General features: G+C 73.0%; 17 protein-coding genes. 7 read left to right on the top strand and 10 right to left on the bottom strand.

All coding sequences use genetic code 11. The features are described 5' to 3' along the window. Positions 1-82: 82 nt before the first annotated feature. Together ACFVYI_RS00230 and ACFVYI_RS00225 are read right to left on the bottom strand one after the other, a co-directional pair. The gene (locus ACFVYI_RS00230) at positions 83-2,650 is read right to left on the bottom strand and encodes a discoidin domain-containing protein (RefSeq protein ID WP_387879656.1); all 2,568 of its coding nucleotides are present in this window, start codon (positions 2,648-2,650) and stop codon (positions 83-85) included. Between the two features lie 295 nt (positions 2,651-2,945). Beyond that, positions 2,946-4,202 (bottom strand): ROK family protein, encoded by a 1,257-nt coding sequence (locus tag ACFVYI_RS00225; RefSeq protein ID WP_387879654.1) that lies wholly within the window; start codon positions 4,200-4,202, stop codon positions 2,946-2,948. 147 nt (positions 4,203-4,349) lie between these two features. Between ACFVYI_RS00225 and ACFVYI_RS00220 the strand changes: the two genes are divergently transcribed. The 4 genes from ACFVYI_RS00220 to ACFVYI_RS00205 are packed head-to-tail and all read left to right on the top strand — an operon-like array spanning position 4,350 to position 8,818. Continuing rightward, on the top strand, positions 4,350-5,663 hold the full coding sequence (locus ACFVYI_RS00220; protein WP_387879651.1) for an ABC transporter substrate-binding protein: 1,314 nt from the start codon (positions 4,350-4,352) through the stop codon (positions 5,661-5,663). Position 5,664: 1 nt separating this feature from the next. Continuing rightward, on the top strand, positions 5,665-6,585 hold the full coding sequence (locus ACFVYI_RS00215; protein ID WP_387879648.1) for a carbohydrate ABC transporter permease: 921 nt from the start codon (positions 5,665-5,667) through the stop codon (positions 6,583-6,585). Next, positions 6,582-7,424 carry a carbohydrate ABC transporter permease gene (locus ACFVYI_RS00210; RefSeq protein ID WP_387879646.1) on the top strand — a complete coding sequence of 281 codons (843 nt, stop codon included), beginning with the start codon at positions 6,582-6,584 and terminating at the stop codon, positions 7,422-7,424. The genes ACFVYI_RS00215 and ACFVYI_RS00210 overlap by 4 nt, the downstream gene beginning before the upstream one ends. A gap of 53 nt (positions 7,425-7,477) precedes the next feature. Continuing rightward, a complete protein-coding gene (locus tag ACFVYI_RS00205; RefSeq protein WP_387879643.1) occupies positions 7,478-8,818 on the top strand; it encodes a GH1 family beta-glucosidase in 1,341 nt (446 codons plus the stop codon). Between the two features lie 73 nt (positions 8,819-8,891). Here ACFVYI_RS00205 and ACFVYI_RS00200 read toward each other — a convergent pair whose 3' ends face one another. Continuing rightward, a complete protein-coding gene (locus ACFVYI_RS00200) occupies positions 8,892-9,152 on the bottom strand; it encodes a GlsB/YeaQ/YmgE family stress response membrane protein (protein WP_387879640.1) in 261 nt (86 codons plus the stop codon). A gap of 106 nt (positions 9,153-9,258) precedes the next feature. Continuing rightward, positions 9,259-9,753 (bottom strand): MarR family winged helix-turn-helix transcriptional regulator, encoded by a 495-nt coding sequence (locus ACFVYI_RS00195; protein ID WP_387879638.1) that lies wholly within the window; start codon positions 9,751-9,753, stop codon positions 9,259-9,261. 100 nt (positions 9,754-9,853) lie between these two features. Here ACFVYI_RS00195 and ACFVYI_RS00190 point away from each other — a divergent pair, with 100 nt between their 5' ends. After that, positions 9,854-10,702 carry an NAD(P)H-binding protein gene (locus ACFVYI_RS00190; protein ID WP_387879635.1) on the top strand — a complete coding sequence of 283 codons (849 nt, stop codon included), beginning with the start codon at positions 9,854-9,856 and terminating at the stop codon, positions 10,700-10,702. Between the two features lie 50 nt (positions 10,703-10,752). Further along, positions 10,753-11,166: a MarR family winged helix-turn-helix transcriptional regulator gene (locus ACFVYI_RS00185; RefSeq protein ID WP_387879633.1), complete on the top strand. Its 414-nt coding sequence runs from the start codon at positions 10,753-10,755 to the stop codon at positions 11,164-11,166. Between the two features lie 12 nt (positions 11,167-11,178). On the opposite strand, the gene ACFVYI_RS00180 is transcribed toward ACFVYI_RS00185, so the two are convergent. Continuing rightward, complete coding sequence (locus tag ACFVYI_RS00180; RefSeq protein WP_387879631.1) at positions 11,179-12,156, bottom strand: zinc-binding alcohol dehydrogenase family protein; 978 nt, start codon at positions 12,154-12,156, stop codon at positions 11,179-11,181. 108 nt (positions 12,157-12,264) lie between these two features. On the opposite strand from ACFVYI_RS00180, the gene ACFVYI_RS00175 reads away from it, so the two are divergent. Then, complete coding sequence (locus ACFVYI_RS00175) at positions 12,265-12,720, top strand: MarR family winged helix-turn-helix transcriptional regulator (RefSeq protein WP_387879628.1); 456 nt, start codon at positions 12,265-12,267, stop codon at positions 12,718-12,720. A gap of 31 nt (positions 12,721-12,751) precedes the next feature. On the opposite strand, the gene ACFVYI_RS00170 is transcribed toward ACFVYI_RS00175, so the two are convergent. From ACFVYI_RS00170 to ACFVYI_RS00150, 5 genes are all read right to left on the bottom strand, one after another. After that, a complete protein-coding gene (locus ACFVYI_RS00170) occupies positions 12,752-14,320 on the bottom strand; it encodes an APC family permease (RefSeq protein WP_387879625.1) in 1,569 nt (522 codons plus the stop codon). A 283-nt stretch (positions 14,321-14,603) separates the two neighbouring features. Beyond that, positions 14,604-15,317: a hypothetical protein gene (locus tag ACFVYI_RS00165; protein ID WP_387879623.1), complete on the bottom strand. Its 714-nt coding sequence runs from the start codon at positions 15,315-15,317 to the stop codon at positions 14,604-14,606. Next, positions 15,314-19,546: an NEW3 domain-containing protein gene (locus tag ACFVYI_RS00160; protein WP_387879620.1), complete on the bottom strand. Its 4,233-nt coding sequence runs from the start codon at positions 19,544-19,546 to the stop codon at positions 15,314-15,316. The genes ACFVYI_RS00165 and ACFVYI_RS00160 overlap by 4 nt, the downstream gene beginning before the upstream one ends. A 33-nt stretch (positions 19,547-19,579) precedes the next feature. Further along, a complete protein-coding gene (locus ACFVYI_RS00155; protein WP_387879617.1) occupies positions 19,580-22,021 on the bottom strand; it encodes a discoidin domain-containing protein in 2,442 nt (813 codons plus the stop codon). 423 nt (positions 22,022-22,444) lie between these two features. After that, positions 22,445-23,521 (bottom strand): LacI family DNA-binding transcriptional regulator, encoded by a 1,077-nt coding sequence (locus ACFVYI_RS00150; protein ID WP_387879615.1) that lies wholly within the window; start codon positions 23,519-23,521, stop codon positions 22,445-22,447. Positions 23,522-23,533 lie beyond the last annotated feature (12 nt).

The following is a 23,533-nucleotide window of genomic DNA, read 5'->3' as shown; positions in this document are numbered from 1 at the left end:
ACCGGGCCGCGAGCGGGGGGCCAAGACCGGGCCTCGGGAGCGCCCGCCGGGGACTTCCGCCTGAAGCCCCCGGCGAACCGGCTCAGGGGTACGCGACCACGGTGGACGGGGTGGTGGCGGTGCCCGAGGTAGCGCCGCCGGTCCCGTTGATCACGTGCTCGTACTGGCCGTTGCCGCCCAGCGAGACCACCAGCAGGTCGTGGAACCGCACCCCGGGCCGCACCGGGGCCTCGAAGCCGTGGTCCATCCGGATGGTCGGGTCCACGTTGAAGTAGCAGTAGCTGCCGAGGCCCCACCCCTCGTGGGTGGTCACGCCGTCGTCGACCTTGTAGGCAGCGAAGCCCTTGGTCGCGCCGTTCTGGACGGCGGCCTGGTTCGGCGCGTCGTACGCCTTCTCGTTCTGGAAGAAGATCGTCCGGCCGCGCTCGCCGGACCACTCGACGTCGTACTTCTTGAAGTGCTCCACGAACAGGCCGGTGGCGAGCACGTCGTCCCCGCGCACCAGCAGGCCGTAGTCGGCGGGGTTGGTCGTCCAGCCGACGCCGGCGCCGTGGTCCGCGCGCCAGATCCAGGTGTGGTCGACGATCACGTCGTCACTGTTGACCACGATGCCGGCGGTGGCGGAGCCGGGGCCGGCACCGCCGACGCGGATGAACACGTCCTGCAGGGTGGTCGGGTCGGCCGCGTGGTCGGCGGCGGCGCTGTCCGGGCCGATCTGGACGAGGACGGGTGAGTTGACCGGTCCGGCGTCGACCAGCAGGCCGGCCAGCCGCACGCCGTCGACGTCGGCCACCCTGATCGCCGTCACCCCGTTGTCCGGGACGACGGTCGCCAGGCCGAGGCCGAGCACCACGGTGTCGGGCCGGGTGACCTCGATCGGCCGGTCGACGTGGTAGACGCCGGGGGTGAAGAGCAGGTCGAGTCCCTGGGCCAGCGCCGCGTTGATGGTCGCCGCGGTGGCACCGGGCTTGACCACGTAGAACTGGCTGAGCGGCCGGGACGTGCCCTGCGGGGTGCCGTCCCAGGAGACGCCGCGGGCGTCGGTCCGCTTGGCCGGGACGAACACCTTGTAGTCGGTGCCGTCCAGGTAGAGGAACGGCTTCTCGCGCGAGACCGGCGTGCTGTCCAGGGTGGTGTAGGGCGGGTTGGGGAAGCCCTGTGCCGGTGCGCCCTGGACGCCGGAGAACACCTGGTTCCAGACGCCGTTGGAGAAGCCGCCGATCGCGCTGTCCCGGGTGTACCACTGCTGCTGGGAGTAGTTGCCGACGGCGCCGTCGATCCGGCTGTCCGCGATGTAGCCGCCGCTGGCCCAGCCGTAGCCGTCGGGCGCCAGGTTGAGGCCGCCCTTGACGTGCATCCGGCGGAAGGGCGCGGCCTGGGCGACGGCCCAGCGGTCGGTGCCGTTGACCGGGTTGAGCGCGAGGTTCTCGGCGGAGCGCCAGAAGTTCTGCGTCGCGTTGCCGTTGAACCAGCCGGCGTCCACGGTGACGTCGCCGTTGATGGTGGTGTCGTCCGGCTTCAGGCCGAGCCCGGCGATCGAGGTGTAGAAGCCCAGTTGGGCGTTGAGGTTCTGGTAGCTGCCCGGCTTGAAGAGCAGCGCGTAGCGCTCGCTGCCGAACTGGTTGGACTCCTGCCGGGCGAAGACCGCGTCGACCTTGGCCTGGATGTCGGGTGTGGCGGGGTCGAAGACCAGGACGTTGGGGCCCAGGTCGCCGCCGCCCTGCACCGGCGGCACGGTAGGCCCGTCGGTGGTGTTGACCTGGAACTCCCAGAGCGAATAGCCCCAGGCGGTGCCCCGGGCCTGCCCGTTCATCCGGACGTAGCGGCCGCTGCCGGAGACGGCGAGCGTCTCGGTGCCGCCGGTACCGGTGGTGGTGGCGTAGGCCGTCCGCCACGAGGACCCGTCGTCCGAGGTCTGGATCTGGTACGAACGCCCGTACGCGGCCTCCCAGTTCAGCACCACGCGGCAGAGCTGCCGGACGGCGCCGAGGTCGACCTGGAGCCACTGCTGGTCGCTCGCCGCCGAGGACCAGCGGGTGCCGGTGGAACCGTCCACGGCGTTGCCGGCCGCCGTGCCGGCGTTCTCGGCGGAGGAGGCGGTGGCGGGCCGGCCCTGGGCGGCGTCGGCGGTGCCGCAGTCGGCGCCGCCGGGCGTGAAGCTGCCGTAGACCTGGAACTCCCAGAGCGAGTAGCCGTATCCGGTCGCGCGGGCCAGACCGTTCATCCGGACGTAGCGGCCGCTGCCGGAGACGGCGAGCGTCTCGGTACCGCCGGTACCGGTGGTGGTGCTGTACAGCGTCCGCCAGGTCGACCCGTCGTCCGAGGTCTGGATCTGGTACGAACGCCCGTACGCCGCCTCCCAGGTGAGCACCACCTTGGTGAGGGCGGCGGTGGCGCCGAGGTCGACCTGGAGCCACTGCTGGTCGCTCGCCGCGGACGACCAGCGGGTGCCGGTGGAGCCGTCCACGGCGTAGGCGGCCGGGGTGGCACCGTTCTCGGTGGACGAGGCGGTGACCGTCCGGCCCTGGGAGATCAGGGCGTCGGCGGCATGGGCGGCCGGCGCGGGCAGTGCCAGGACGGCGCCCGAGAGCAGGGCCAGGCCGACCAGTGCGGCCGGGGCCCTGCGGGGGCGTGCTGAAGCGAGCCTCATGGGCTTCTCCTGCGGGTGGGGGTGGGTGGGGTGTGCGGGGGCGCACGCCGCTGCCCGCACCCGGTGCGGCGCAGGTACCGGGCGGTGGGGAACGACAGGGCGGCACGGCGGTCGGCGGTCGGCCGACCGTGGGTCGGCGGGGGCCGACGGAGCGCCACCGCCCGCCGTTCGGGCTCGGGGAGCGCCCCCGACCGGGAGTCTCGGGGCTGCCGATCGGGGGTGTCAACCCTTCGTGCCGACTTTCCTCACACCGTGAACTAGCTTGTGTGGTAACGATTCAGCCGGAAATGCCAGGTCAGGCGGGGGTGGCCCGCGCCTGACGCGCCGGAGGTTCGGCACGGCGTGGGAACGCTCCCCCGGAGTCCAGGAAGTCGGTCAGCGGCAGCGTCGCCGCGCCGACCGTGACCGCCTCCGGCCCGAGCGTGCCGAGCACGATCGACGTCTGCTCGCGGGGGAAGCGCAACGCGTACTCGGTGGCCGCGGCGCGGATCTCGGGCAGCAGCCGGGGGCCCAGCAGCAGGCCCGCCCAGCCACCGATCACGATCCGCTCGGGGTTGAACAGGTTGACCAGGTCCGCGATGGCCGCGCCGAGGTACTCCGCCGCCTCGGCCAGCAGCGCCGTGGCCGCCGGCTCACCCGCCTCGGCGGCGGCGAGCAGCGCGGCCAGCCCCGCCTTCTCGCCGTCGCCCGGCGGCGCCGCACCCCAGCGCTCCACCAGCGCCTCGGCCCCGACGTACGCCTCCAGGCAGCCGCGCGCGCCGCACCGACAGCGCCGGCCGCCGACGTGGACCTTGGTGTGCCCCCACTCCCCCGCGCTGCTGGTGGCCCCGCGGAAGCGGACGCCGTCGGCGATCACGCAGGCCCCGACCCCGGAGCCGAACAGGGCGATCACCGCGTGCCGGACGCCGCGCCCCGCGCCGAACCACATCTCGGCCTGGCCGAGCGTCTTGGCGCCGTTGTCGACGAACAGCGGCAGGTCGGTGCCGGCCCGCAGCAGCCGGCCGAGCGGGACGGCCTCCCAGCCGACGGTCTGGCTGTGCACGACGATCCCGAGGCCGTCCGAGGCCGGGTCGCCCTGGTCGACGATGCCCGGGACGCCGATGCCGACGCCGAGCACGGTGGCCGGGTCGGTGCCGGTGCGCGCCAGCACCTCGGCCAGTCCGGCCAGGATCAGCTCCACCACGTGGTCCACGTCGTGGCCGCAGTCGGAGAGCGGGCGGTCGCTGGCGGCCAGCTCGGTCCGGGCGAGGTCGAACAGGGCGACCCGCACCTGGGTCTCCCCGACGTCCACGCCGACCAGCCGGGCCCGCCCGGCGGCGACCTGGAGCAGGATCCGGGGGCGGCCGCCGTCCGACTCCACCGAGCCGCACTCCTCGATCAGCCCGTCGGCGAGCAGTTCGCCGGTCACGTTGCTGATCGAGCCGGCACTGAGCCCGGTGATCACGCCGAGCTCCTGCCGGCTGAGCGGCCCGTCGAAATACAGCCGTCGCAGCAGCGCCGACCGGCTGCCCCTGCGCAGGTCACGCACCGTCGTCTTGCCTCGCACGGTCATGGCATCGTCCTCCTGATCCGAATCTATCGCTGTCCGAACCCTTGACGGAAGCTTTTCTCACACGTTAAATCACGGCCTGAAGTAAGCCGTGCATCACGGCACTTCACCCCGGAACCCGCCCACCCCGCCCGAGAGGGGCAATCGATCGTGCCCATCAGCCGAGCCGCCGCGGCCACCGCCCTGGCCGCCACCCTGGTCCTCACCGCCACCGCCTGCGGCGGCGGTTCCACGTCCGGCGGCGGCGACAACAGCAGCCCCGGCACGCTCACCTACTGGGCCTCCAACCAGGGCACCAGTCTGGAGAACGACCGCCAGGTCCTGGAGCCGGAACTGAGAAAGTTCGAGCAGCAGACCGGCATCAAGGTCAAGCTGGAGGTCATCCCCTGGGCCGACCTGCTGAACCGGATCCTCGCCGCCACCAGCTCCGGCCAGGGCCCCGACGTGCTGAACATCGGCAACACCTGGTCCGCCTCGCTCCAGGCCACCGGCGCGCTGCTCCCCTTCGACGCGGCCGCCCTCGCGAAGATCGGCGGCAAGGACCGCTTCCTGCCCGCCGCCCTCGCCTCGGCCGGCGCGGCCGGCCAGGACCCGGCCGCCGTCCCGCTCTACTCGATGGCCTACGGCCTGTACTACAACAAGAAGCTCTTCGCCGAGGCCGGGATCGACAAGCCCCCGGCCACCTGGGAGGAGCTGGTCGCCGACGGGAGGAAGCTCACCACCGGCGGCCGTTTCGGGCTCGCCCTGGAGGGCGGCAACGTCTCCGAGAACGTCCACCACGCCTTCGTGCTCGCCAAGCAGCAGGGCACCGACTTCTTCGACCCCGCCGGCAAACCCGCCTTCGACAGCCCGGGCGCCGTCGCCGCCGTCAAGCAGTACGTCGCCCTGCTGGGCACCGAGAAGATCGCCGCCCCCGGCAACGCCGAGTACGCCAACAACCAGTCCGTCACCGACTTCGCCACCGGCAAGGCCGCCATGCTGATGTGGCAGGCCGCCGGCGCCAACCTGAAGTCGCACGGCATGAACCCCGAGGACTACGGCGTCGCCCCCGTCCCCGTCCCGGCCGGCGCCACCGGCGACCGCGCCACCACCTCGATGGTCGCCGGCATCAACCTGGCCGTCTTCAAGAACACCAGGAACACCGACGGCGCACTCTCCTTCGTCAAGTTCATGACCGGCACCGAGGAGCAGACCCAGCTCAACCGGACGTACGGCTCGATCCCGCCGGTGAAGGAGGCCCAGGCCGATCCGGCCTTCGCCACCCCCGAGCTCAAGGCCCTCACCGACGTCCTCGCGGCGAGCGCGAAGCCGCTCCCGCAGGTCGCCGACGAGAGCCAGTTCGAGACCCTGGTCGGCACCGCCGTGAAGAACCTGCTCGCGGCGGCCGCCGCCGGCAAGGCCGTCACCGACGAGTCCGTCAGGTCCGAACTCACCAAGGCCCAGCAGCAGATGCCGGCCAAGTGAGGTGATCCGCAAGCGCCTCCGCCCCCGTCGCAGCACACTCCCCTACCTGCTGCTGCTCCCCGCCCTCGTCCTCGAACTGCTCATCCACCTGGTGCCGATGGTGGTCGGCATCGTGATGAGCTTCAAACAGCTCACCCAGTTCTTCCTCCGGGACTGGACCGCCGCCCCCTGGGCCGGGCTCTCCAACTACCGCCTGGCGGTCGACTTCCACGCCCCCGTCGGCCGGGCCCTGCTGCACTCCTTCTGGGTCACCTGCGCCTTCACCGCCCTCGCGGTCGGCCTCTCCTGGCTGCTCGGCACCACCGCCGCGATCATGATGCAGGACACCTTCCGCGGCCGCGGCCTGCTGCGCGCCCTGTTCCTGCTCCCCTACGCGCTGCCGGTCTACGCGGCCGTCATCACCTGGTCGTTCATGTTCCAACGGGACACCGGCCTGATCAACCACCTGCTCCACGACCAGCTCCACCTCGTCGACGACAAGCCCTTCTGGCTGCTCGGCGACAACAGCTTCACCGCCCTGGTCACCGTCTCGGTCTGGCGCAGCTGGCCGTTCGCCTTCCTCACCCTCACCGCGGGCCTGCAGAACATCCCGCGCGAGCTGTACGAGGCGTCCGCCCTGGACGGCGCCGGCGTCTGGCAGCAGATCCGCCGGATCACCCTGCCCTCGCTGCGCCCGGTCAACCTGGTGCTCGTCCTGGTGCTGTTCCTCTGGACGTTCAACGACTTCAACACGCCGTACATCCTGTTCGGCCGATCGGCACCGGAGGCCGCCGACCTCGTCTCCGTCCACATCTACCAGTCCTCCTTCGTCACCTGGAACTTCGGCGCCGGCTCCGCGATGTCGGTGCTCCTGCTGCTCTTCCTGCTCCTGGTGACCTCCGGCTACCTGCTGCTCACCTCGCGCCGAAGGGATGAACGATGATCGACCCGCCCGCGTCCTTCCGCCGGCTCCGCCTGATCGTCCTGACCGCGCTCGGCCTCTTCGCCGCCGCGCCCGTGCTGGTGATGCTCAGCAGCTCGCTGAAGCCGCTGCAGGACGTCCAGGGGCCGTTCCGGTGGATCCCCAGCACCGTCACCCTCCGGCCCTACCTGGACATCTGGCGCACCATCCCGCTGGGGCGCTACCTGGTCAACTCCTTGATCGTGGCCGGCGGCGCCACCCTGCTCTCGGTGCTGGTCGCGATCCTCGCCGCCTACGCGGTGAGCCGCTACCGCTTCCGCGGCCGCCGGCTGTTCACCGTCACCGTGCTCTCCACCCAGATGTTCCCCGGCATCCTCTTCCTGCTGCCGCTCTTCCTGATCTTCGTCAACGTCGGCAACGCGACCGGCGTGGCGCTGTACGGCAGCCGCGGCGGCCTGATCCTCACCTACCTCACCTTCTCGCTGCCGTTCTCGATCTGGATGCTGGTCGGCTACTTCGACTCCATCCCCCGCGACCTCGACGAGGCCGCCCTGGTCGACGGCTGCGGGCCGCTCCAGGCGCTGCTGCGGATCATCGTCCCGGCGGCGGTGCCCGGGATCGTGGCGGTCGCGGTCTACGCCTTCATGACCGCCTGGGGCGAGGTGCTCTTCGCCTCCGTGCTCACCAACGACGAGACCCGCACGCTGGCCGTGGGCCTGCGGGGCTACGCCACGCTCAGCGACGTGTACTGGAACCAGGTGATGGCCGCGTCGCTGGTGGTGAGCGTGCCCGTCGTCGCCGGCTTCCTGCTGCTCCAGCGGTACCTGGTCGCCGGGCTCACCGCCGGGGCCGTCAAGTGACCCTGCCCGCGCCCCCTCCGGACCCTCCAGCCGACCCGATCGAAAGGCCCGCCGTGAACGACCTCAGCGCCCTTCCCGACGACTTCCTCTGGGGCGCGGCCACCGCCGCCTACCAGATCGAGGGGGCGGTGGACGCCGACGGCCGCGCACCCTCCATCTGGGACACCTTCTCGCACACCCCCGGCAAGGTCGCCGGCGGCGACACCGGCGACACCGCCTGCGACCACTACCGGCGCTGGCCCGAGGACGTCGCGCTGATGCGGCGCCTCGGCCTCGGCGCCTACCGGTTCTCGATCGCCTGGCCCCGGGTCGTCCCGCTCGCCGACGACCGGGTCAACCCCGCCGGCCTCGACTTCTACGACCGCCTCGTCGACGCCCTGCTGGCCGCCGGCATCACGCCCTTCCCCACCCTCTACCACTGGGACCTCCCGCAGGCCCAGCAGGACCGCGGCGGCTGGCCGGCCCGGGAGACCGCCGAGCGCTTCGCCGAGTACACCGCCGTCGTCGCCGCCCGGCTCGGCGACCGGGTCACCGACTGGGCCACCCTCAACGAGCCGCTCTGCTCCGCCTGGATCGGTCACCTGGACGGCGCGATGGCCCCCGGCCTGACCGACCTCACCGCGGCCGTCCGCGCCTCCTACCACCTGCACCTCGCCCACGGCCTGGCCGTCCAGGTCCTGCGCGAGAGCGTGGCGGGAGCACGGATCGGCATCGTCAACAACCTCAGCCCGGTGGCCCCCGCCTCCGACTCCGAGGCCGACCGGGCCGCCGCCGTCCGCGCCGACGGCCACATCAACCGCTGGTGGCTCGACCCCGTCCTCGGTCGCGGCTACCCCGAGGACATGCTGGACGCCTACGGCGTCGACCTGCCCGTCCGCGACGGCGACCTCGACCTCATCGGGGCCCCGCTCGACTGGCTCGGCCTGAACTACTACTTCCGCCAGATCGTCGCCGACGACCCGACCGGCCCCGCCCCGCACTTCCGCCAGCTGCCCGGCCCCAACCCCGAGCGCACGGCCATGCCGTGGGAGGTGCACGCCCCCGGGCTGGAGGAACTGCTGCTGCGCCTCACCCGGGAGTACGGCGCGCGGCGGATCTACGTCACCGAGAACGGCTCCGCCTACCGCGACAGCGTCGCCCCCGACGGCACCGTCCACGACCCGGAGCGCACCGCCTACCTGGAGCAGCACCTGGCCGCCTGCGCCCGCGCCGCCGCCCAGGGCGCCCCGCTGGCCGGCTACTTCGCCTGGTCGCTGCTGGACAACTTCGAGTGGGCGTACGGCTACGACAAGCGCTTCGGCCTCGTCCACGTCGACTACGCCACCCAACGCCGGACGGTCAAGACCAGCGGCCGACGCTACGCCGACCTGATCACCGCCCACCGGGGGCGGTGAACCACCGCGTCACCGCATGCCCGAGGGGGCGGCCCGGCCGGGCCGCCCCCTCGGGCATTCGGCGGCTGCGGCGTCAGTGGCGGCGGCCGAGGTAGGCCGGGGTGACGGCCGAGATCAGGGCGGCGGCCACGGCCACCTGGAGAAGGTGCCGTATCCAGTCGACGCCGCCCGTGTGCCGTACCCCGAGCGCGGAGGCGAGCACGTTGCCGATGAGTGCGCCCACCAGCCCCAGCAGCATCGTCAGCCAGAGCGGAACGGGCTGACGGCCCGGCAGCACCAGCTTGGCGAGCAGACCGACGACGAGTCCGACGACGAGCGCCCAGATCAGCGTCATGGGAACAACCTCCCTGTTGGCAGGGCTCCCGGCCGGTCGACCGGGACGCCCCCTCGCCTGCCCCGCCGCACCCCCTTCATGCCTGCCCGTCGTTCGGCCGGGCGGCTCAGCGCGCGGCGTCCCGTTCCGCGGCCCGCCGGCGGAGCCCGTCCTGGGCGGCGACGTAGCGCAGCATGAGGCGGGCGAACTCCAGGCGCTCGCCCTCGGTCCAGTCCTCGGTGACCTGCTCGAAGGCCGCGCGCTGGTGCCGGCGGAAGCGGCTCATCAGCTCCCGGCCCTCGGGGCTGAGGTGCAGGACGGTACGGCGGCCGTCCTGCTGGGAGGCGGCGCGGACCAGATAGCCGGCGGAGATGGAGTCGGACACCATCCGGCTGGCCACCGACGGGTCCACGCCCAGGTGTTCCGCCACCGCGCCGACGGTGACCTCACGCGCGTCGCCCTGCTCGGCCTCCAGGACGATGTTGAGCACCAGGGTGCGGCTCAGGTCCTTCTGGGAGATCGGGTTCTCGACCTCCAGGAGCGAGGACCGGCGCAGCTTCCCGAAGGCCGGGCCGACGGCGTTCAGCAGCTCATCGGCCGTTTGCGGCTCGTGCTTCGTCATGCTTCTCATCGTATCCGGATGACCTTTCGAAGACATGTGTTGACATGAAATTACATGCATGCCAGCATGCATATGTCTACAGCAACGAATGGAGCTCCTCATGAAGACCCTCGTCACCGGCGCCCGCGGCACGATCGGCCGAGCCGTCGTCGACCGCCTGCACACCGCCGGCCACACCGTCCGCGCCGCCAGCGCCTCCCCCGCCGAACTGACCGTTCCGGCCGGCGTCGAGGTCGCCGAGCTCGCCCTCGACCGGCCCGAGACCTTCGCCGCCGCACTCCGCGACGTCCACCAGGTCTTCCTCTACCCGCAGCCCGCCGGCATCCACGAGCTGGTCACGGCCGCCGAGGCCGCCGGCGTCGAGCACGTCGTCCTGCTCTCCTCCTCCTCGGTCCTCGGCCCCGACGCCGCGAACGACCCGCTCGCGAGCCACAGCCTCCGGGTCGAGCAGGCCCTCGCCGCCTCGGCGCTCACCTGCACCTTCCTGCGCCCGGACGCCTTCGCCAGCAACGCCCTCGGCTGGGCCCGGCCGATCGGCCGGTCGATGCCGGTCCAGCTCGCCTACCCGGACGCGCACATCGCGCCGATCCACCCCGAGGACATCGCCGACATCGCCGTCGCCGCACTGACGGGCCGGGCCCTGACCGGCAAGTCCCTCACCCTGACCGGCGCCGAGTCGCTCAGCTTCCGCGAGCAGCTCGCCGTCCTCTCCGACGTCCTCGGCCGCGACATCCCGGTCGAGCACATCACCCGCGCCGAGGCCGAGCAGCAGTTGGGCCAGCACATGCCCGCGCCGATGGTCTCCTCGCTGCTCGACCTGTGGGAGGCCGCCGACCGCCACGGCCCCGCCACCGTCGCCGACACCACCGAGACCCTGCTCGGCCGGCCCGCGCGCCCGTTCCGGCAGTGGGCCCGCGAGAACGCCGGCGCCTTCACCCCCGCGCACTGACCCCCGCCGGACGCCCCCCACCCCCGCCCGCGACACCTCCGGGAGCACCCATGAAGCCCATCGGCTACTGGCTCAACCGCACCGACCGGGCCCTCACCGGCGCCATGGACACCCTGCTGGCCGAGTTCGATCTCACCCGGCTCCGCTGGCAGGTCCTCAACGTCGTCGACGACGACCCGCGGGCCGGCGACGCCACCGTCCTGACCGTGCTCGCCGCCAACGCCCGCACCGCCGATCTGACCGCCGCCGTCACGGCCGTCCTCGCCGACGGCTGGGCCGCCCGCCCGGCCCCGGGCCGCCTCGCCCTCACCGAGGTCGGCCGCACCCGGCTCGCCGAGGTCGCCGTCCGCGTCGAGGCCTTCCGCGCCCGGTCGACGGCCGGCGTCTCCCCCGAGGAGTACCGCACCGCCGTGACGGTCCTGGAGCGGATGACCCGCAACCTGGAGACCGGCGCTCGCCGGTAGGCCGGCCCGCGCCTACCTCTGCGCCGCCGCGCCGTCGCCCCAGCCCTCGACCCGCAGGATGCTCTTCCCGTTGGTCCGGCCGTCGAGCAACCGCTGGACGGCGGTGCCGAGTTCGTCCGGCCCGTACTCGGCGGTGATGTCGAGGCGGACCTCCCCCCGGGCCAGCAGGTCCAGCGCCCGGCGGGCGGTGGCGGCGAGCCGCTCGGGGTGCGTGCGCGCCAGCAGGTCGCTGTTGTGGGTCACCAGCGACTTCCCGTCCATGAGCAGGCCGCTGGCATCGACCTCGACGGGTTCGTAGCTGCCGATGTTGCCGAACACCACCAGCCGGCCGTGCGGTGCGAGCCGTTGCAGGTTGTGGTGGCGGGTCCGGCCGCCGACCGGGTCGAGGATCACGTCGAACCGCTCGTCGCCGAGCCCGTCCGGGAACGCGTCGCGCAGCACCACCCGGTGGTAGCCGAAACGGGCGGCGTACTCGGCCCTGGCCGCACTGCCGACCACGCCGACGATCCGCGCCGCACCGGCCAGCCGGGCGAACTGGGCGGCGAGCGTGCCGACCCCGCCGGCGGCGGCGTGGATCAGCACGCTCTCGCCGGGCCGGACCCGGGCGGCGTCGTTGACGAGGTCATGGGCGGTGGGCGTCCCCCAGCCGAATCCCGCCGCCGTCCGCAGCGGGATGTCGCCGATCGGCAGGGCCAGCACCGCGGGCGCCAGCACGGTCTCGGCGTACGCACCCGCCGTGGCCAGGGCGACGACCCGCTCGCCCACCCGGCTCCGCGCCACGCCCTCGCCGACGGCGCTGATGCGGCCGGACGCCTCGAAACCGGGGACGAAGGGGCGCGGCACGGCGAAGTGGCCGTCCCGGACCATCGTGTCCCCCCACTGGATGCCGGCGAAGGCCACCCGGACCGCCACCTCGCCGGGGCCGGGTACGGGCTCGCCGACATCGTCGACCCGGTACGTGTCGTCGGCGTCGAGAATGATTGCCTTCATGGTGACAGCCCCCTGCGTTGACTCAGTATCCTGTTTCACAGCACGGCCGACACTAGGTATCACAGGATCCTGTGTCAACCCAGGAAGCTGAGTCCAAGGAGTGGGAACATGCCGGACGTCCCGGTCGACGAGTACCTCTGCACCCGGATCCGGCGCGCGGAACAGGCCCTGATGGCGCACCACGAGGCGGTCCTGCGCGGTCACGGCCTGACCATGACGCAGTACACCGTGCTGCTGACCCTCTCCCGCGAGGGCGGGATGTCCGCCGCCCAGCTCGCGCGCGCCTGCGGGGTGACCCAGCAGAGCATGGCCAGCGTGCTGAGCAACCTCGAAGGCAAGCGGCTCATCGACCGCGCGCCCTCCCCCACGCACGCCAAGGTCCAGGTCGCCACCCCGACCGACGAGGGCCGAGCCGTCCTGGACCGCGCGTACGACGAGGTGATCGTCCTCGAACGCGCCCTCACCGCCGCGTTCACGCCGGCCGAGCACGCCTCGCTCGTCGAGCTCATGGAGCGCGCCACCGCCGTCCTCGTCGACCAGACCCCGGCCAGCCGGAGCCGCTGACCGAGGTCGTCGATCGGGGTGCCCCGGCCGGCTACGGCGCGTCGGCCGGGTCGGCGGCGCTCACCGGCACGTCGGGGTGGCGGAACCAGGAGCCCTGGACCGCCCACTGGACCAGCATCAGCACACCACCCAGCACCAGCGCGCCGATACCGATCACGGTCACGCCGCCGGTCTCCCCGATGAGCGGCAGATCGATCGAGGTCGAGCCGTAGTCGGGGTCGGCGTAGACGTCGAAGGCGGCGTAGCAGAAGAAGTAGAGCAGCACCACGCCGCCGGCCAGCGGCACGAGCCCCTTGAAGACGAAGTCCTTGACGCTCCTGGTCAGCACCCGCCGGTAGTACCAGACGCAGGCGAAACCGGTCAGGCCGTAGTAGAAGGCGATACCGAGCCCGACCGAGGCGATGGAGTCCGCCAACACATTGCCGCTGATCGCGGTCAGCAGCACGTAGAAGGCGATGGAGGCCAGGCCCATGCCGATGGTGGACCAGGTCGGAGTGAGGTGGCGGGGGTGCACCCGGCCGAACGCGGCGGGGACGGCCTTGTGCGTGGCCATCGAGAAGGAGGTCCGGGCCGTGGGCAGGATGGTGGTCTGGGTGGAGGCCGCCGCCGAGGTCAGCACCATGAAGATCAGCAACTTGCTGAGGAAGCCGCCGAAGCCCGCGGTGCCGAAGACCGCGTCGCCGAGACCGGACAGCACGTCCCCGGAGTTCTCCTCGGTGCCCAGGCCGATGCCCTCCGTGCCGATCCCCGCGAACGACAGCGCCGAGGTGGACACCAGCGTGTAGATCAACAGCAGCAGCACGGTGGAGATCACCGCGGCGCGCCCCGGGGTGCGCTTCGCGTCGGCGGTCTCCTCGTTGACCGAGACGGCCGTGTCCCAGCCCCAGTAGATGAAGACCGCGGCGAGCATGCCGGCCGTGAAGGCACCGGCCGAGGGGATGTCGAAGGGGTTGAACCAGGAGCCGCTGACGTGGGCCGCCGTGGCGGGCGCACTGCTGCCGTAGGCCTTGACCAGGGCGGTGACCGACAGCACGACCAGCATCACCACCTCGATCGACAGCAGCCAGCGCTGCAGCGCGGCGGAGATCTCGATGCCGACGTAGCAGATCGCCGTCATCACGATGATCCAGACCACTCCGGCGAACGACGTCCACAGCGTGCTCTCGGCGAACGAGTCGAGGCCGACGAGCCGGAATCCGTAGACACCGGCGATCTGGGCCAGGTTCGCCATGACGATGATGTCGGCGACGATGATCCCCCAGCCGCCCATCCACCCGGTACGCGGCCCGAACGCCCGGGCCGCCCAGGTGAAGGTGGTGCCGCAGTCGGGGTCGGAGGCGTTGAGCTCCTTGTAGGCGTAGGCGATCATCAGCATCGGGATGAACGCCAGGATGGTGACGATCGGAGCCTGGAACCCGACGCCCACCACGATGATGCCGAGCGTGGCGGCGAGGCTGTAGGCGGGGGCGGTCGAGGCCAGCCCGATGGCGATCGAGGAGACCAGACCGAGCGCGCCGGTCTTCAACCCCTTCTCGCCCGCACCCGAGCCGGTCGCCTGAGGCGCGACGCTCGGGGCCGGGCCGTCGGAGGAGTGCGGCATCGATCCCACCTCCTCCCCTGACCCACCCGAGCATTCGGGCGCGGTCACGGGGCCAAGACAAACCACCTTAAAACCGACCATACTGCCGCCACCCCTCCCCGGCTCGCCCGGCCGGGGGCGGCCGGCCCCGCACGGGAGCCGGCACCGGACCCGATCGGCCGGTGCGTCACCGGGGTCGTGTCCTCGGTCACCCGCTGCGGTCGCCCGCGCGTGCGGAGGCAGGGCCTGCCCGCCGCGCTCGGTGCCGAGCGCGGCGGGCCCGGCGGGCACCCAACAGACGGGCTCAGTGGCGGTGGTGGTTGTCCGGTTGGGTCGGGTCGCCGGGGTGTTCGAGGCCGGGGAGGAGGGTGAGGCGGGTGGCGCGGGCGTGGTCGAGCCAGCGGACGAAGGCGGCGCGGCGGGCGGCCTCGTGGACGGTGGGGGTCGGGTCGGGGTCGGTGGGCGGTGGGGGGAGGTCGGCGTGGCGGGCGGCGGTGCAGCCGGCGGCGGTGACCCACTCACCCGGGGTGGCGGTGCGCAGGGCGGCGGCGAGGGCGAGCGGGAGGGTGTCCGGGTCGGCCTCGCAGCTGCCGCCGTCGGGGAAGGCGAGGTGCCAGCGGACCGGTGCCGGGTGAGTGGCGGTCATCGCGCGGTAGTGGGCCACCTCGTCCGGCCGGGGGCGGACGTCGGCGGTGACCGACTCGTAGACCGCCCGGACCGCCGCGCTGCCCTCGTACGCGGCGGCGGTGATCGAGCCGAGTTCGACGGCGGCCTGCTGGTCGAGCCGGGCGGGGGTGTCGGCGGCGAGCGGCAGGCCGCGCTCGGTGCGGACGGCCGCGCACAGCTCTTCCGTGAGCACCACCTGGGCGACCCAGCGGGCGAGTTGGCGGTCCTCGGAGCTGCCGGGTCGGGGCAGGGCGGCGGAGCGCGGGCCGGACCGCAGGGCGGCCAGGCGGCGGTCGAGTTCGGTGCGCGGCAGCGGGCGGCCGTCGAGCAGGCCCAGCGCCCCGGCCGTCACGGCTCCACCACCAGGGCGACGGCCGGCGAGTACTGGCAGCGGCCGAACCACATCACCTTGACCAGCGCCCAGGACGCGCCCGGGTCGGCGTCCTCGGGGGCGGCGAGTTCGAAGGCGGCGATCTGCTCGGCGCCGGCGGCCAGGGTGAAGCCGCGGACCGGCGCGCCGACCGCCTCCCAGGTGCCCCACGGCGAGACCAGCTGGAGCTCGCCGCGGATCTCGCCGCGGGTCCGGTTGGCCAGGCGGACGGCGAGGGTGGTCCGGCCGCCGGGGGCGAGGTGCAGCGACTCCTCGTCCACCGTCACGGTGAGGCCGGTGTCCCGGCCCTCGGTGGACTTGGTGCCCTGGGCGGCGGTCCAGTCCTCGGGGGCCTCGCCGGGGGCGGGGAGGAGGTCGGGGAGGTCACCGACGGCGAGGGTGACGACGTCCTCGATCTGCTGTCCGTCGTGCGTGATCCGGACGGCGGCGAAGTGGAGCCCGGCTTCGACCTCCGTCGGCGGGGTGAGCGTGACCGGGAAGCGCAGGTGTCCGCCCGGCTCCAGCCGGTAGGGGCGGGCGGCGAGGCTCGCCGTCCACCCCTCGGGGGGCAGCACCAGCGCCGTGCCCTCCACGGCGGCGTCCCGCAGCTGGGAGGAGAGGGCGACGGACAGCTCGACCGGCTCACCCGGGCCGGCCGTCCGCAGCAGGCCGGGTGAGGCGCCGACCGACACCGGGAGGTAGCCGAGCGGCGCCGGACCCCGGTTGTGCAGCCAGTAGCGGGCGTGGACGGGCTGGGCCGGCTCGGCGACCGCACCGAGCACCGGCCCGGCCGGGTCGGCGAGGGCGGCGGCGACGACGCTCGGCCGGGCGAGCACGGTGGCGATCTGCGAGCCCGCGAGGTCGAGCTCCGGGCCGACCGGGCCGAGCGGCCGCTCCAGCAGGTCGGCCCGGTGCAGATCGGTGAGCCCGAGGGCGCCGCCGAGACGGGCGGTGCGGCCGAGGCCGGTGGACTCGACCAGTCGGACGGTGAGCTGCCCACCGACCGGTGCGGCCGAGCCGTGCGCGGTCGGGTTGCCGGCCGGCTTCACCGTACCCACCAGCACCTCGCGGGCGGGTTCGACCCGCAGCCAGGAGAGCGCGGCGGGCAGCGGCCCCTTCCGGGCGGGCGTGATCCGGGCGTACAGCGGGTGGTTGAACTCCTGTCCCTGGGCGGGGAGCGCCTGCGCCCGCCAGTCCCCCGCGCCGCCCACCAGCGCGTAGCTGAACTCGTGCGTCCAGTGCTGGAGTTGGAAGGAGGCGCCGTCGGGCAGGGTGCGCCGGGGCGGGTCGATCCAGACGCCGGAGGGCCAGCCGGTGCAGGAGCGCATCAGGGAGAGGTGCAGCGCGCCGGTGGTGTCGACAGCGAAGCCGGGCAGGCCGAAGCTGAGCAACCCGACGGTGTGGTCGGTGAGTTGCTCGGACGGGTGGAGCGCTCCGGGGCAGACGGCGGTGACCCGGGCGTCGGCGAGGTCCCGGACGAGTGGCCCGGGATCCGTCACCACCAGGGCGGGCAGCGCCCGTAGGTCTCGCAGATCGGCACCGGGCTGCCAGACCTCGGTGAGCGGGGTGAGTGCCGGCACCCAGACGGCGCCGTGCGTCTTGAGCACGGTGGCGTACTCCTCGCCCACGCGCTCGATCAACTCCCGCGCGGCAGCGTTGGTTTCGGGTCCGCCGAGGATGATCCGGAAGTCCGGCAGGTTGGAGTCGACGTCCAGCCAGCCGTAGCGGGCCCAGTCGGCGCCGGAGGTGGTGGCGGTGACCCCGATCCGGGCGAGTGCCACCACCAGGTCCCGGGCGTCGGCGGCGGCGTCGAGGTCGGGGGCGACCACCTCGGCGACGCCGAGAGCGCGTTCGCCGAGCGGCGTGCCGGCCGGGTCGGTGAGCGCGATCCGGGCGGTGGAGCCCAGGCCGAACCAGGTGTTGGCCGGGTTGTCGAGGGTCCAGGGGGCTTCGGCGGAGTCGACGTCGAGCAGCGCGAAACCGCGCCCGACCACCGCGTCGGCGACTTCACTGACCGGCAGCGCACCGGGCAGGTCGACCGGGAAGCGCAGCCGCAGCAGGCGGTCGGCGCCGGAGAAGTCGAGCACCCTGGTCCGGCAGTCGACCCGGTCGACGCCCTGCCAGAGGGTGACGGTCTGCTCGTAGCGGAGGCCGTCGACGGTGCCGGCGATCACCAGCCGCTCGCCCAGCGGACCGGTCTCACGGCGTACGCTCGCCGGCTGCTCCCCGGAGCCGAGCACGGGCCCCTTGGGGACGAGGTGCCAGGGGCCCTCGCCGAAGTCGGGGTGCTGCGGGTACTCCTCGTAGACCCGCAGCTCGTTGCCGATCCGGCCGCTCTGGATCAACTCGCGCTCGTGCAACAGATCCTGGACGGACGTCAGACCGCCGCCGCGGGCCGGGTCGGCGGTGGCGCGGTAGCGCGCGTTGGCGATGGTGTGGCCGTCGGCGAGCGACCAGGCGGTGTCCTCGATCCCGTCGGCGGAGGGGACCAGCCGCCAGGTGCGCCAGCCCGTGGCGGGCACGTCGGCGGCCAGGAACCGCAGGGTGCCCCGGTCCACGGCGCTGGGCACGACGGCGCCGGTGTCGTCAAGGACCCGGACGGCCCGCGGCTGCCCCTGCGGCAGCCGGACGGCCACCAGGTCGGTGCGGTCGAAGGAGAGGGTGTTGGCGACCACGACCGCCGAGCCGATTCCCGCGGTGTCGATCCGGGCGGTGAGCGCGTCCAGCGCCCGGTCCCGGACGTCGGTGGCCAGGTCGTACGCCTCGCGCCAGCCGCCGAGCAGGTCGAGGTAGACCTGGTCGGACTCCGAGCCGGTGATCGCGTCGTGGTGGGCGCCGTAGGCGAGTTGGCGCCAGACCTTGTCCAGGGCCGCCTCGGGGTAGCGGCCGAGCCCCTGCACGGCGGCGAGGGCGGCGAGCTTCTCGGCGTCCACCGCGGCGACCTCGGCGGCGCGCTGGGCCTGCTTGGTGTCGATGTAGGAGACGTCCTTGCCGGTGTAGACCGGGTTCATGTCCCGGGTCTGCGGACTGGGCCGGCGGCCGGTCGCGGCCAGCTCGGCACGGACGGCGTCCAGGAACTCGCGCGGGGTGGCGCAGACGAACCGCGGCCACAGGTACTTCCGCGCCCAGGAGCGGTGGACCTCGGTGACCCACTTGTTCGGCGGGGTGTAGTCGGTGCCGACGGGCAGCAGCAGGTTCTTCGTCGCGCCGACCGGCTTCAGCTTGCGGTACAGCTCGTGGACGGCCTGCTCGGCGGTGGCGAGGTCGGCGCAGGAGTCCATCCACCAGCCGGCCGAGTAGTGGTGCGGCATGTAGTGGGTGAGCACGCCGTCGCCCGAGGGCGCGATCCACTCGAACTCGCTCGGGAACTGCATCACCCGGGCGTCGTCCTTGGCCTCGCGGAAGTTCTTCTGGATCGGGCCCCACTGGTGGAACGGGCCGCGCGCCCAGGCGCTGCCGGTCAGCCCGGCGGCGGCGAGATGGCCGGGGAACTGCGGGTCGTGGCCGAACACGTCCAGCTGCCAGGCGGTCCGCGGGTCGCCGCCGAGGATGTCGCGCTGGTAGCCGATGCCGTAGACGATGTTGCGGATGGTGGTCTCGGCACCGGTGAGGTTGGTGTTGGGCTCGTTGTAGGTGCCGCCGACCAGTTCGACCTGGCCGCGCTCCAGCAGCAGCCTCAGCGTCTCGCGGCGCTCCGGGTGCTGGTCGAAGTAGGGCTTCAGGTAGTCGACTTCGGCGAGCACGAACTTGTACACCGGGTCGCGCAGGGCGAGGTCCAGGTGCGCGTCGACCAGCGCGAAGCCGTTGCGTTCCCAGAGCGGGCGGGTCGTCGCGTCGGCGGAGAGCAGCTCCCAGGGCGAGGTGTAGGCGGCCTGGGTGTTCCACCAGACGGGGTCGTAGTGGAAGTGCGAGACCAGGTACATGGTCCAGCCGGGTTCGGCGACCTCGACGACGCCCTCGGCCTCGGCACTCTCGGCCCCGGCGCCCTCCGCCCGTACGAGGACCGGCAGTCGGGCCCCGGGGTCGGCGCCGGTGATCTCCAGGGGGACTTCGACCAGCCCCGTGCCGGCCGCCTCGCCGCGCACGCCCGGGCCGGTGACGGTGATCCGGGCGGGCGCGCCGTCGAGGGTCACGCGCAGCAGCTGGCGCGGCGCGTCCTCGGGGCCGGTGAAGAGGTCCGTGCTTTCGACGGCGGTGATGGTGACCGGCACGGGGGTGGGTCCTTTCACGAAGGTGCGGAAGGGCTACGCGCCCCAGGCCTCGAACTCGTAGATGCGGGCGGCCGGGTCGGTGCCCTGGGTCGGCTTGGTCACGGCCAGCCGGACGTAGCGGGCCGTGGTGGTCACCGGGTGGGTGGTGGTCCCGGCGGTGTTGCCGGTGACGGTGGCGACGGTGGTCCAGGCGTCGGTGGTGGAGTTGCGCACCTGGATGCTGAAGTCGCGGGTGTTGTACGACGCGCTCTCGCCGCCCGCCGAGGCGTGCTTCACCACGAACTTGCTCAGCGGCCGCGCCGAACCGAGGTCCACCTCCAGCCACTTGCTCGACGTGGTGGTGCACCACTTGTCGCCGTTGCCGCCGTTCACGGTGCCGTTGACGGCCTTGGCCGGGGTCTCGTTGCCGTTGCACTGGCCGGACGCGGTGGCCGGGCGGTTCAGCGCCAGGTTGCCGCCGACGGGCGGGGTGCCCGTCCAGGAGACGGTGGCGGTGGCGGCGGTGGAGCGGCCGTACTCGGTGGAGACCGCCTCCACCTCGACGGTGGTGCTGCTCTCCGTACCGGCCCGCTCCAGCTTGTTGACGAAGTAGGCGTCGGACGGGGTCGCACCGAGGTAGCCGCGGCTGCCGTCGGCGTTGCGCCGGTACAGCTCGTAGTGGTGGACCGAGCCGCCGGTCGAGGGCGTCCAGGAGAGCCGCAGCGACTGGCTGGAGCCGGCCACCACGTCACTGGCGCCGAGCACGGTGAGACCGCTCGGCGCGGCCGGCGCGGCCACCGAGCCGTCGTAGACCGCGAGCTGACCGACCTTCACGTCGTAGGCCGGATCGGACCCGTCGGCCTGCAGGCCGATCTGGGCGATGGTGCGGCCGGCGTAGGCGGAGAGGTCGAGGGTGTGCCGCTCCCACCCGGGGCCGGAGTTGGCGCCGAGGTCGAGGGTGGTGAAGGTGCTCGGTGCGTCGGTGAACGAGATCGTGGCCTTCAGGCCGGTCGCCCCGGCGGCCGGCCTCTTGAGCACCAGCGAGAGCTTGCTGTCCGCCGCGACCGGCAGCTTCGTCTGGTAGAGCCGAATGGTGTTGGCCGCGTCGAGCCGGCCGCTGAGGCGCAGCGAGGAGCCGCCCTCGTAGGCGTCGGTGAAGTCGATGGACGGGGTCAGCTTCGTACCGGTGGAGGAGACCAGCCAGCGGTAGGTGGGCGGGACGTCCTGGAGCGAGAGGTTGTTCCAGCCACCGGTCGCGACCCGGCCGCCGTTCGCGTTGTAGAAGTCGCCCTGGCCGGTGGAGAAGTTGGTGACGAAGGGCTTCGCGGTGATCGGCGAGGACTCGGCGACGTAGGTCGACAGGCCCTTCCAGCTCGACGAAGTCGTGGTGCTCGACGGGTCGTTGTTGGCACCGACCCAGTAGCGGGAGTCCTTGGCGTAGAAGTCGGCGCGGTCGGTGGCGGACTTCCACGTCCACTCGGGGCGGTACAGGCCGAGCGAGGTGGTGTGCGCCTTGCCGGCCGGGAAGAGCGCGTTCCAGTCGACACCGGTGTTGTAGCCGTTGGCCTCGGTGTCGATGCCGGAGTACAGGTCGTACTCGCTGCGGCCGAGGCCCCGGGCCAGGGTGCGGGAGGAGTCCAGGCCGCCGGCGCTCCAGTTGAAGTTGAGGAACATCGAGTCGGAGGTCCGCTTGGCGCCCTCCTGGAGGAAGGCGTCGTTGGCGGAGGTCAGCGCGTTCTGCCAGGAGACCGGACCGGACTCGGTCATGGCGTCGTACCACATGTACTCGGTGCCGGTCTGCGCCTTGGTGTACTGCATGAGGTTGCGGACCTCGCCGGCGAGCGCCGAATCCCCGCCGCCGGTCTCCTGGTTGATGAACCAGCCGTCGAAGCCGTAGTACTGGGCGGCCTGGGTGAGCTTGTCGGCGACGGGGTAGCGGGTGCCGGACTTCTGGACGAAGTCGCGGACCCACTGGAGTTGGCCACCGTAGGCGGCGGGCGGGAAGAAGACGGTGCCGTAGACCTTGACGCCGTTGCGGTGCGCCGCGTCGATGACGGTCGGGTTGGGGGCGAGGATGAGGCCCTCGCCGGCCGAACCGCCCCAGAAGACCAGCTTGTCGACGTACTGCCAGTAGCCGAAGGCGTAGTAGTTCGGGTCGGCCGAGCCCTGCGAGGGGTTGTTGGAGGTCGGACCGAAGGAGACCAGGGAGGCGACCTTGCCCTCGCCGGCCCGGGCGTTGGGGTTGGCCTTGAGCGTCGGGTCGCTGGTGCGCGGCTGGAGCGGGACGCGGGAGCGGTTGAAGCGGGCGTCCGGGTCGGTGGCCGGGTCCCAGTTCAGGATGGTGTTCGGGTACCAGTAGGAGGCGTACGGCTGGGTGCCGGCAGCCGCGGCCGCCGGCGCGGGAGCGGGAGCGGGATCCGCCTGGGCGGTGGGTGCGGCGCCGAGGACGGCGGCCCCGAGGGCGGCGCTCAGCAGCAGGGGGAGGCGTCGTGACATGCGGTGGCTCCGATCGAGCGGAGGAGGGTGGGGGGGTGGGGCCGCCCGGGAGGGGCGGTCCGGGTGCATGTGCGCGTGGTGGTGCGGGTACGCGTGGTGGTGCGGGTGCAGGTGCGCGTGGCGCTGATCGCGGCGGTGGTTCGCTGCTCGTCCGGCGTGGTACCGGGTGAGGGGGCGTCGCCGGTGGTGCGAGGTGCGACGGGTGCGGCAGGTGGGGCGGGTCGCCGTGCCGTGCGAGGCACCGGGCCGGACCCGGGCACCGCACAGGACGAGCCCGGGCGGCCCGGCCCGGAGCGCACGGCCGCACGACGCCGTACCCCGGGCGCCACCCCGGCGGTACCGCCGGAACGGCGCGGGGCCGGGAGCGGCCCGGCTCCCCGCCCACGGTGGCGCGCCGAGCGGGACCAGCTCGGCGCTGCGAGGCTAAACCGGTTCAGATCCCCTGTCAACGGTCCGCGCAACAGCCACCCCGGCGGGTGATCCGGGGGCCGGCGGCGAGGTGGACTCGCGCACCGTGAGGCGCGGGGTGGGCATCTGCAGGTCCCGGCCGGGACCGGTCCCGTCGATCACCGCGAGCAGGCTGCGCGCCACCTGCTCGCCCAGCGCGAAGGTGTCCCGGCTGAGCGCGGTCAGCGGCGGGTGGACGATCCGGGCGAGCACCGAGTCGTCGAAGGAGACGATGGACAGCTCCCCGGGCACCGCGACGCCCATCTCGCCGGCCACCCCCAGCCCGGCCACCGCCATGACGTCGCTGTCGTAGACGATCGCGGTGGGCCGCCGGGGGCGGGACAGCAGGGCGCGGGTGGCGGCCGCGCCCTCGGCGTCGCTGAAGTCGGTCGGCACCGAGACCGCCTCCTCCAGATCGAGCCGCCGGGAGGCGTCGCGCAGCGCGCGGATCCGCCGCTGGGTGTGCTGGAAGTGGGGCAGGCCGGCCAGGTGGGCGATCCGGCGGTGCCCGATCGCGGCCAGGTAGTCGACGATCGAGAGCATCGCCTCCCGGTCGTCGGCCCAGATCCGCAGCGGGCCGCCGCCCTTGCCGGGGCCGCCCAGCACGACGGCGGGCAGCGCGAGCTCCTCCAGCGTCTCCAGCCTCGGGTCGCGGACCTGCAGGTCGACCACGATGAAGCCGTCGACCCGGTGCTCGGAGGCCCAGCGGCGGTAGACCTCGATCTCGGCGGCGGTGTCCTCGACCACCATCAGGTGCAGCGCGACCGCGTGGGCGGAGAGCACCGCCTGGAGGCCGGAGAGCAGTTGGCTGAAGAACGGCTCGACGCCGATGGTGCGGGCGGGGCGGGCGATCACCAGCCCGACCGCGTCGGCCCGGGCGCCGCCCAGGGCGCGGGCGGCGCTGTGCGGCCGCCAGTTCATCTCCTCGGCGACCCGGAGGATCCGGGCCCTGGTCGCCTCGCTCACCCCGGGGCGCCCGTTGAGCGCGAAGGACACCGCGCCCTTCGAGACCCCGGCTTGGCGCGCGATGTCGGCGATGGTCGGTCTGCCCACAGAATCCGACTC

It is taken from the genome of Kitasatospora sp. NPDC058218 (genome assembly GCF_042882445.1).
In the GTDB taxonomy this organism is placed as follows: domain Bacteria; phylum Actinomycetota; class Actinomycetes; order Streptomycetales; family Streptomycetaceae; genus Kitasatospora.
The sequence above is the reverse complement of the archived record's forward strand: the minus strand, read 5'-3'. Positions and strand labels throughout refer to the sequence as shown.

What these genes read in the sequence shown, in the direction of transcription:
- ACFVYI_RS00230 (WP_387879656.1), bottom strand. Translation starts at nt 2,650, where the DNA reads ATGAGGCTCGCTTCAGCACGCCCCCGCAGGGCCCCGGCCGCACTGGTC.
- ACFVYI_RS00225 (WP_387879654.1), bottom strand. Translation starts at nt 4,202, where the DNA reads ATGACCGTGCGAGGCAAGACGACGGTGCGTGACCTGCGCAGGGGCAGC.
- ACFVYI_RS00210 (WP_387879646.1), top strand. Translation starts at nt 6,582, where the DNA reads ATGATCGACCCGCCCGCGTCCTTCCGCCGGCTCCGCCTGATCGTCCTG.
- ACFVYI_RS00200 (WP_387879640.1), bottom strand. Translation starts at nt 9,152, where the DNA reads ATGACGCTGATCTGGGCGCTCGTCGTCGGACTCGTCGTCGGTCTGCTC.
- ACFVYI_RS00195 (WP_387879638.1), bottom strand. Translation starts at nt 9,753, where the DNA reads ATGACGAAGCACGAGCCGCAAACGGCCGATGAGCTGCTGAACGCCGTC.
- ACFVYI_RS00190 (WP_387879635.1), top strand. Translation starts at nt 9,854, where the DNA reads ATGAAGACCCTCGTCACCGGCGCCCGCGGCACGATCGGCCGAGCCGTC.
- ACFVYI_RS00185 (WP_387879633.1), top strand. Translation starts at nt 10,753, where the DNA reads ATGAAGCCCATCGGCTACTGGCTCAACCGCACCGACCGGGCCCTCACC.
- ACFVYI_RS00180 (WP_387879631.1), bottom strand. Translation starts at nt 12,156, where the DNA reads ATGAAGGCAATCATTCTCGACGCCGACGACACGTACCGGGTCGACGAT.
- ACFVYI_RS00175 (WP_387879628.1), top strand. Translation starts at nt 12,265, where the DNA reads ATGCCGGACGTCCCGGTCGACGAGTACCTCTGCACCCGGATCCGGCGC.
- ACFVYI_RS00170 (WP_387879625.1), bottom strand. Translation starts at nt 14,320, where the DNA reads ATGCCGCACTCCTCCGACGGCCCGGCCCCGAGCGTCGCGCCTCAGGCG.
- ACFVYI_RS00155 (WP_387879617.1), bottom strand. Translation starts at nt 22,021, where the DNA reads ATGTCACGACGCCTCCCCCTGCTGCTGAGCGCCGCCCTCGGGGCCGCC.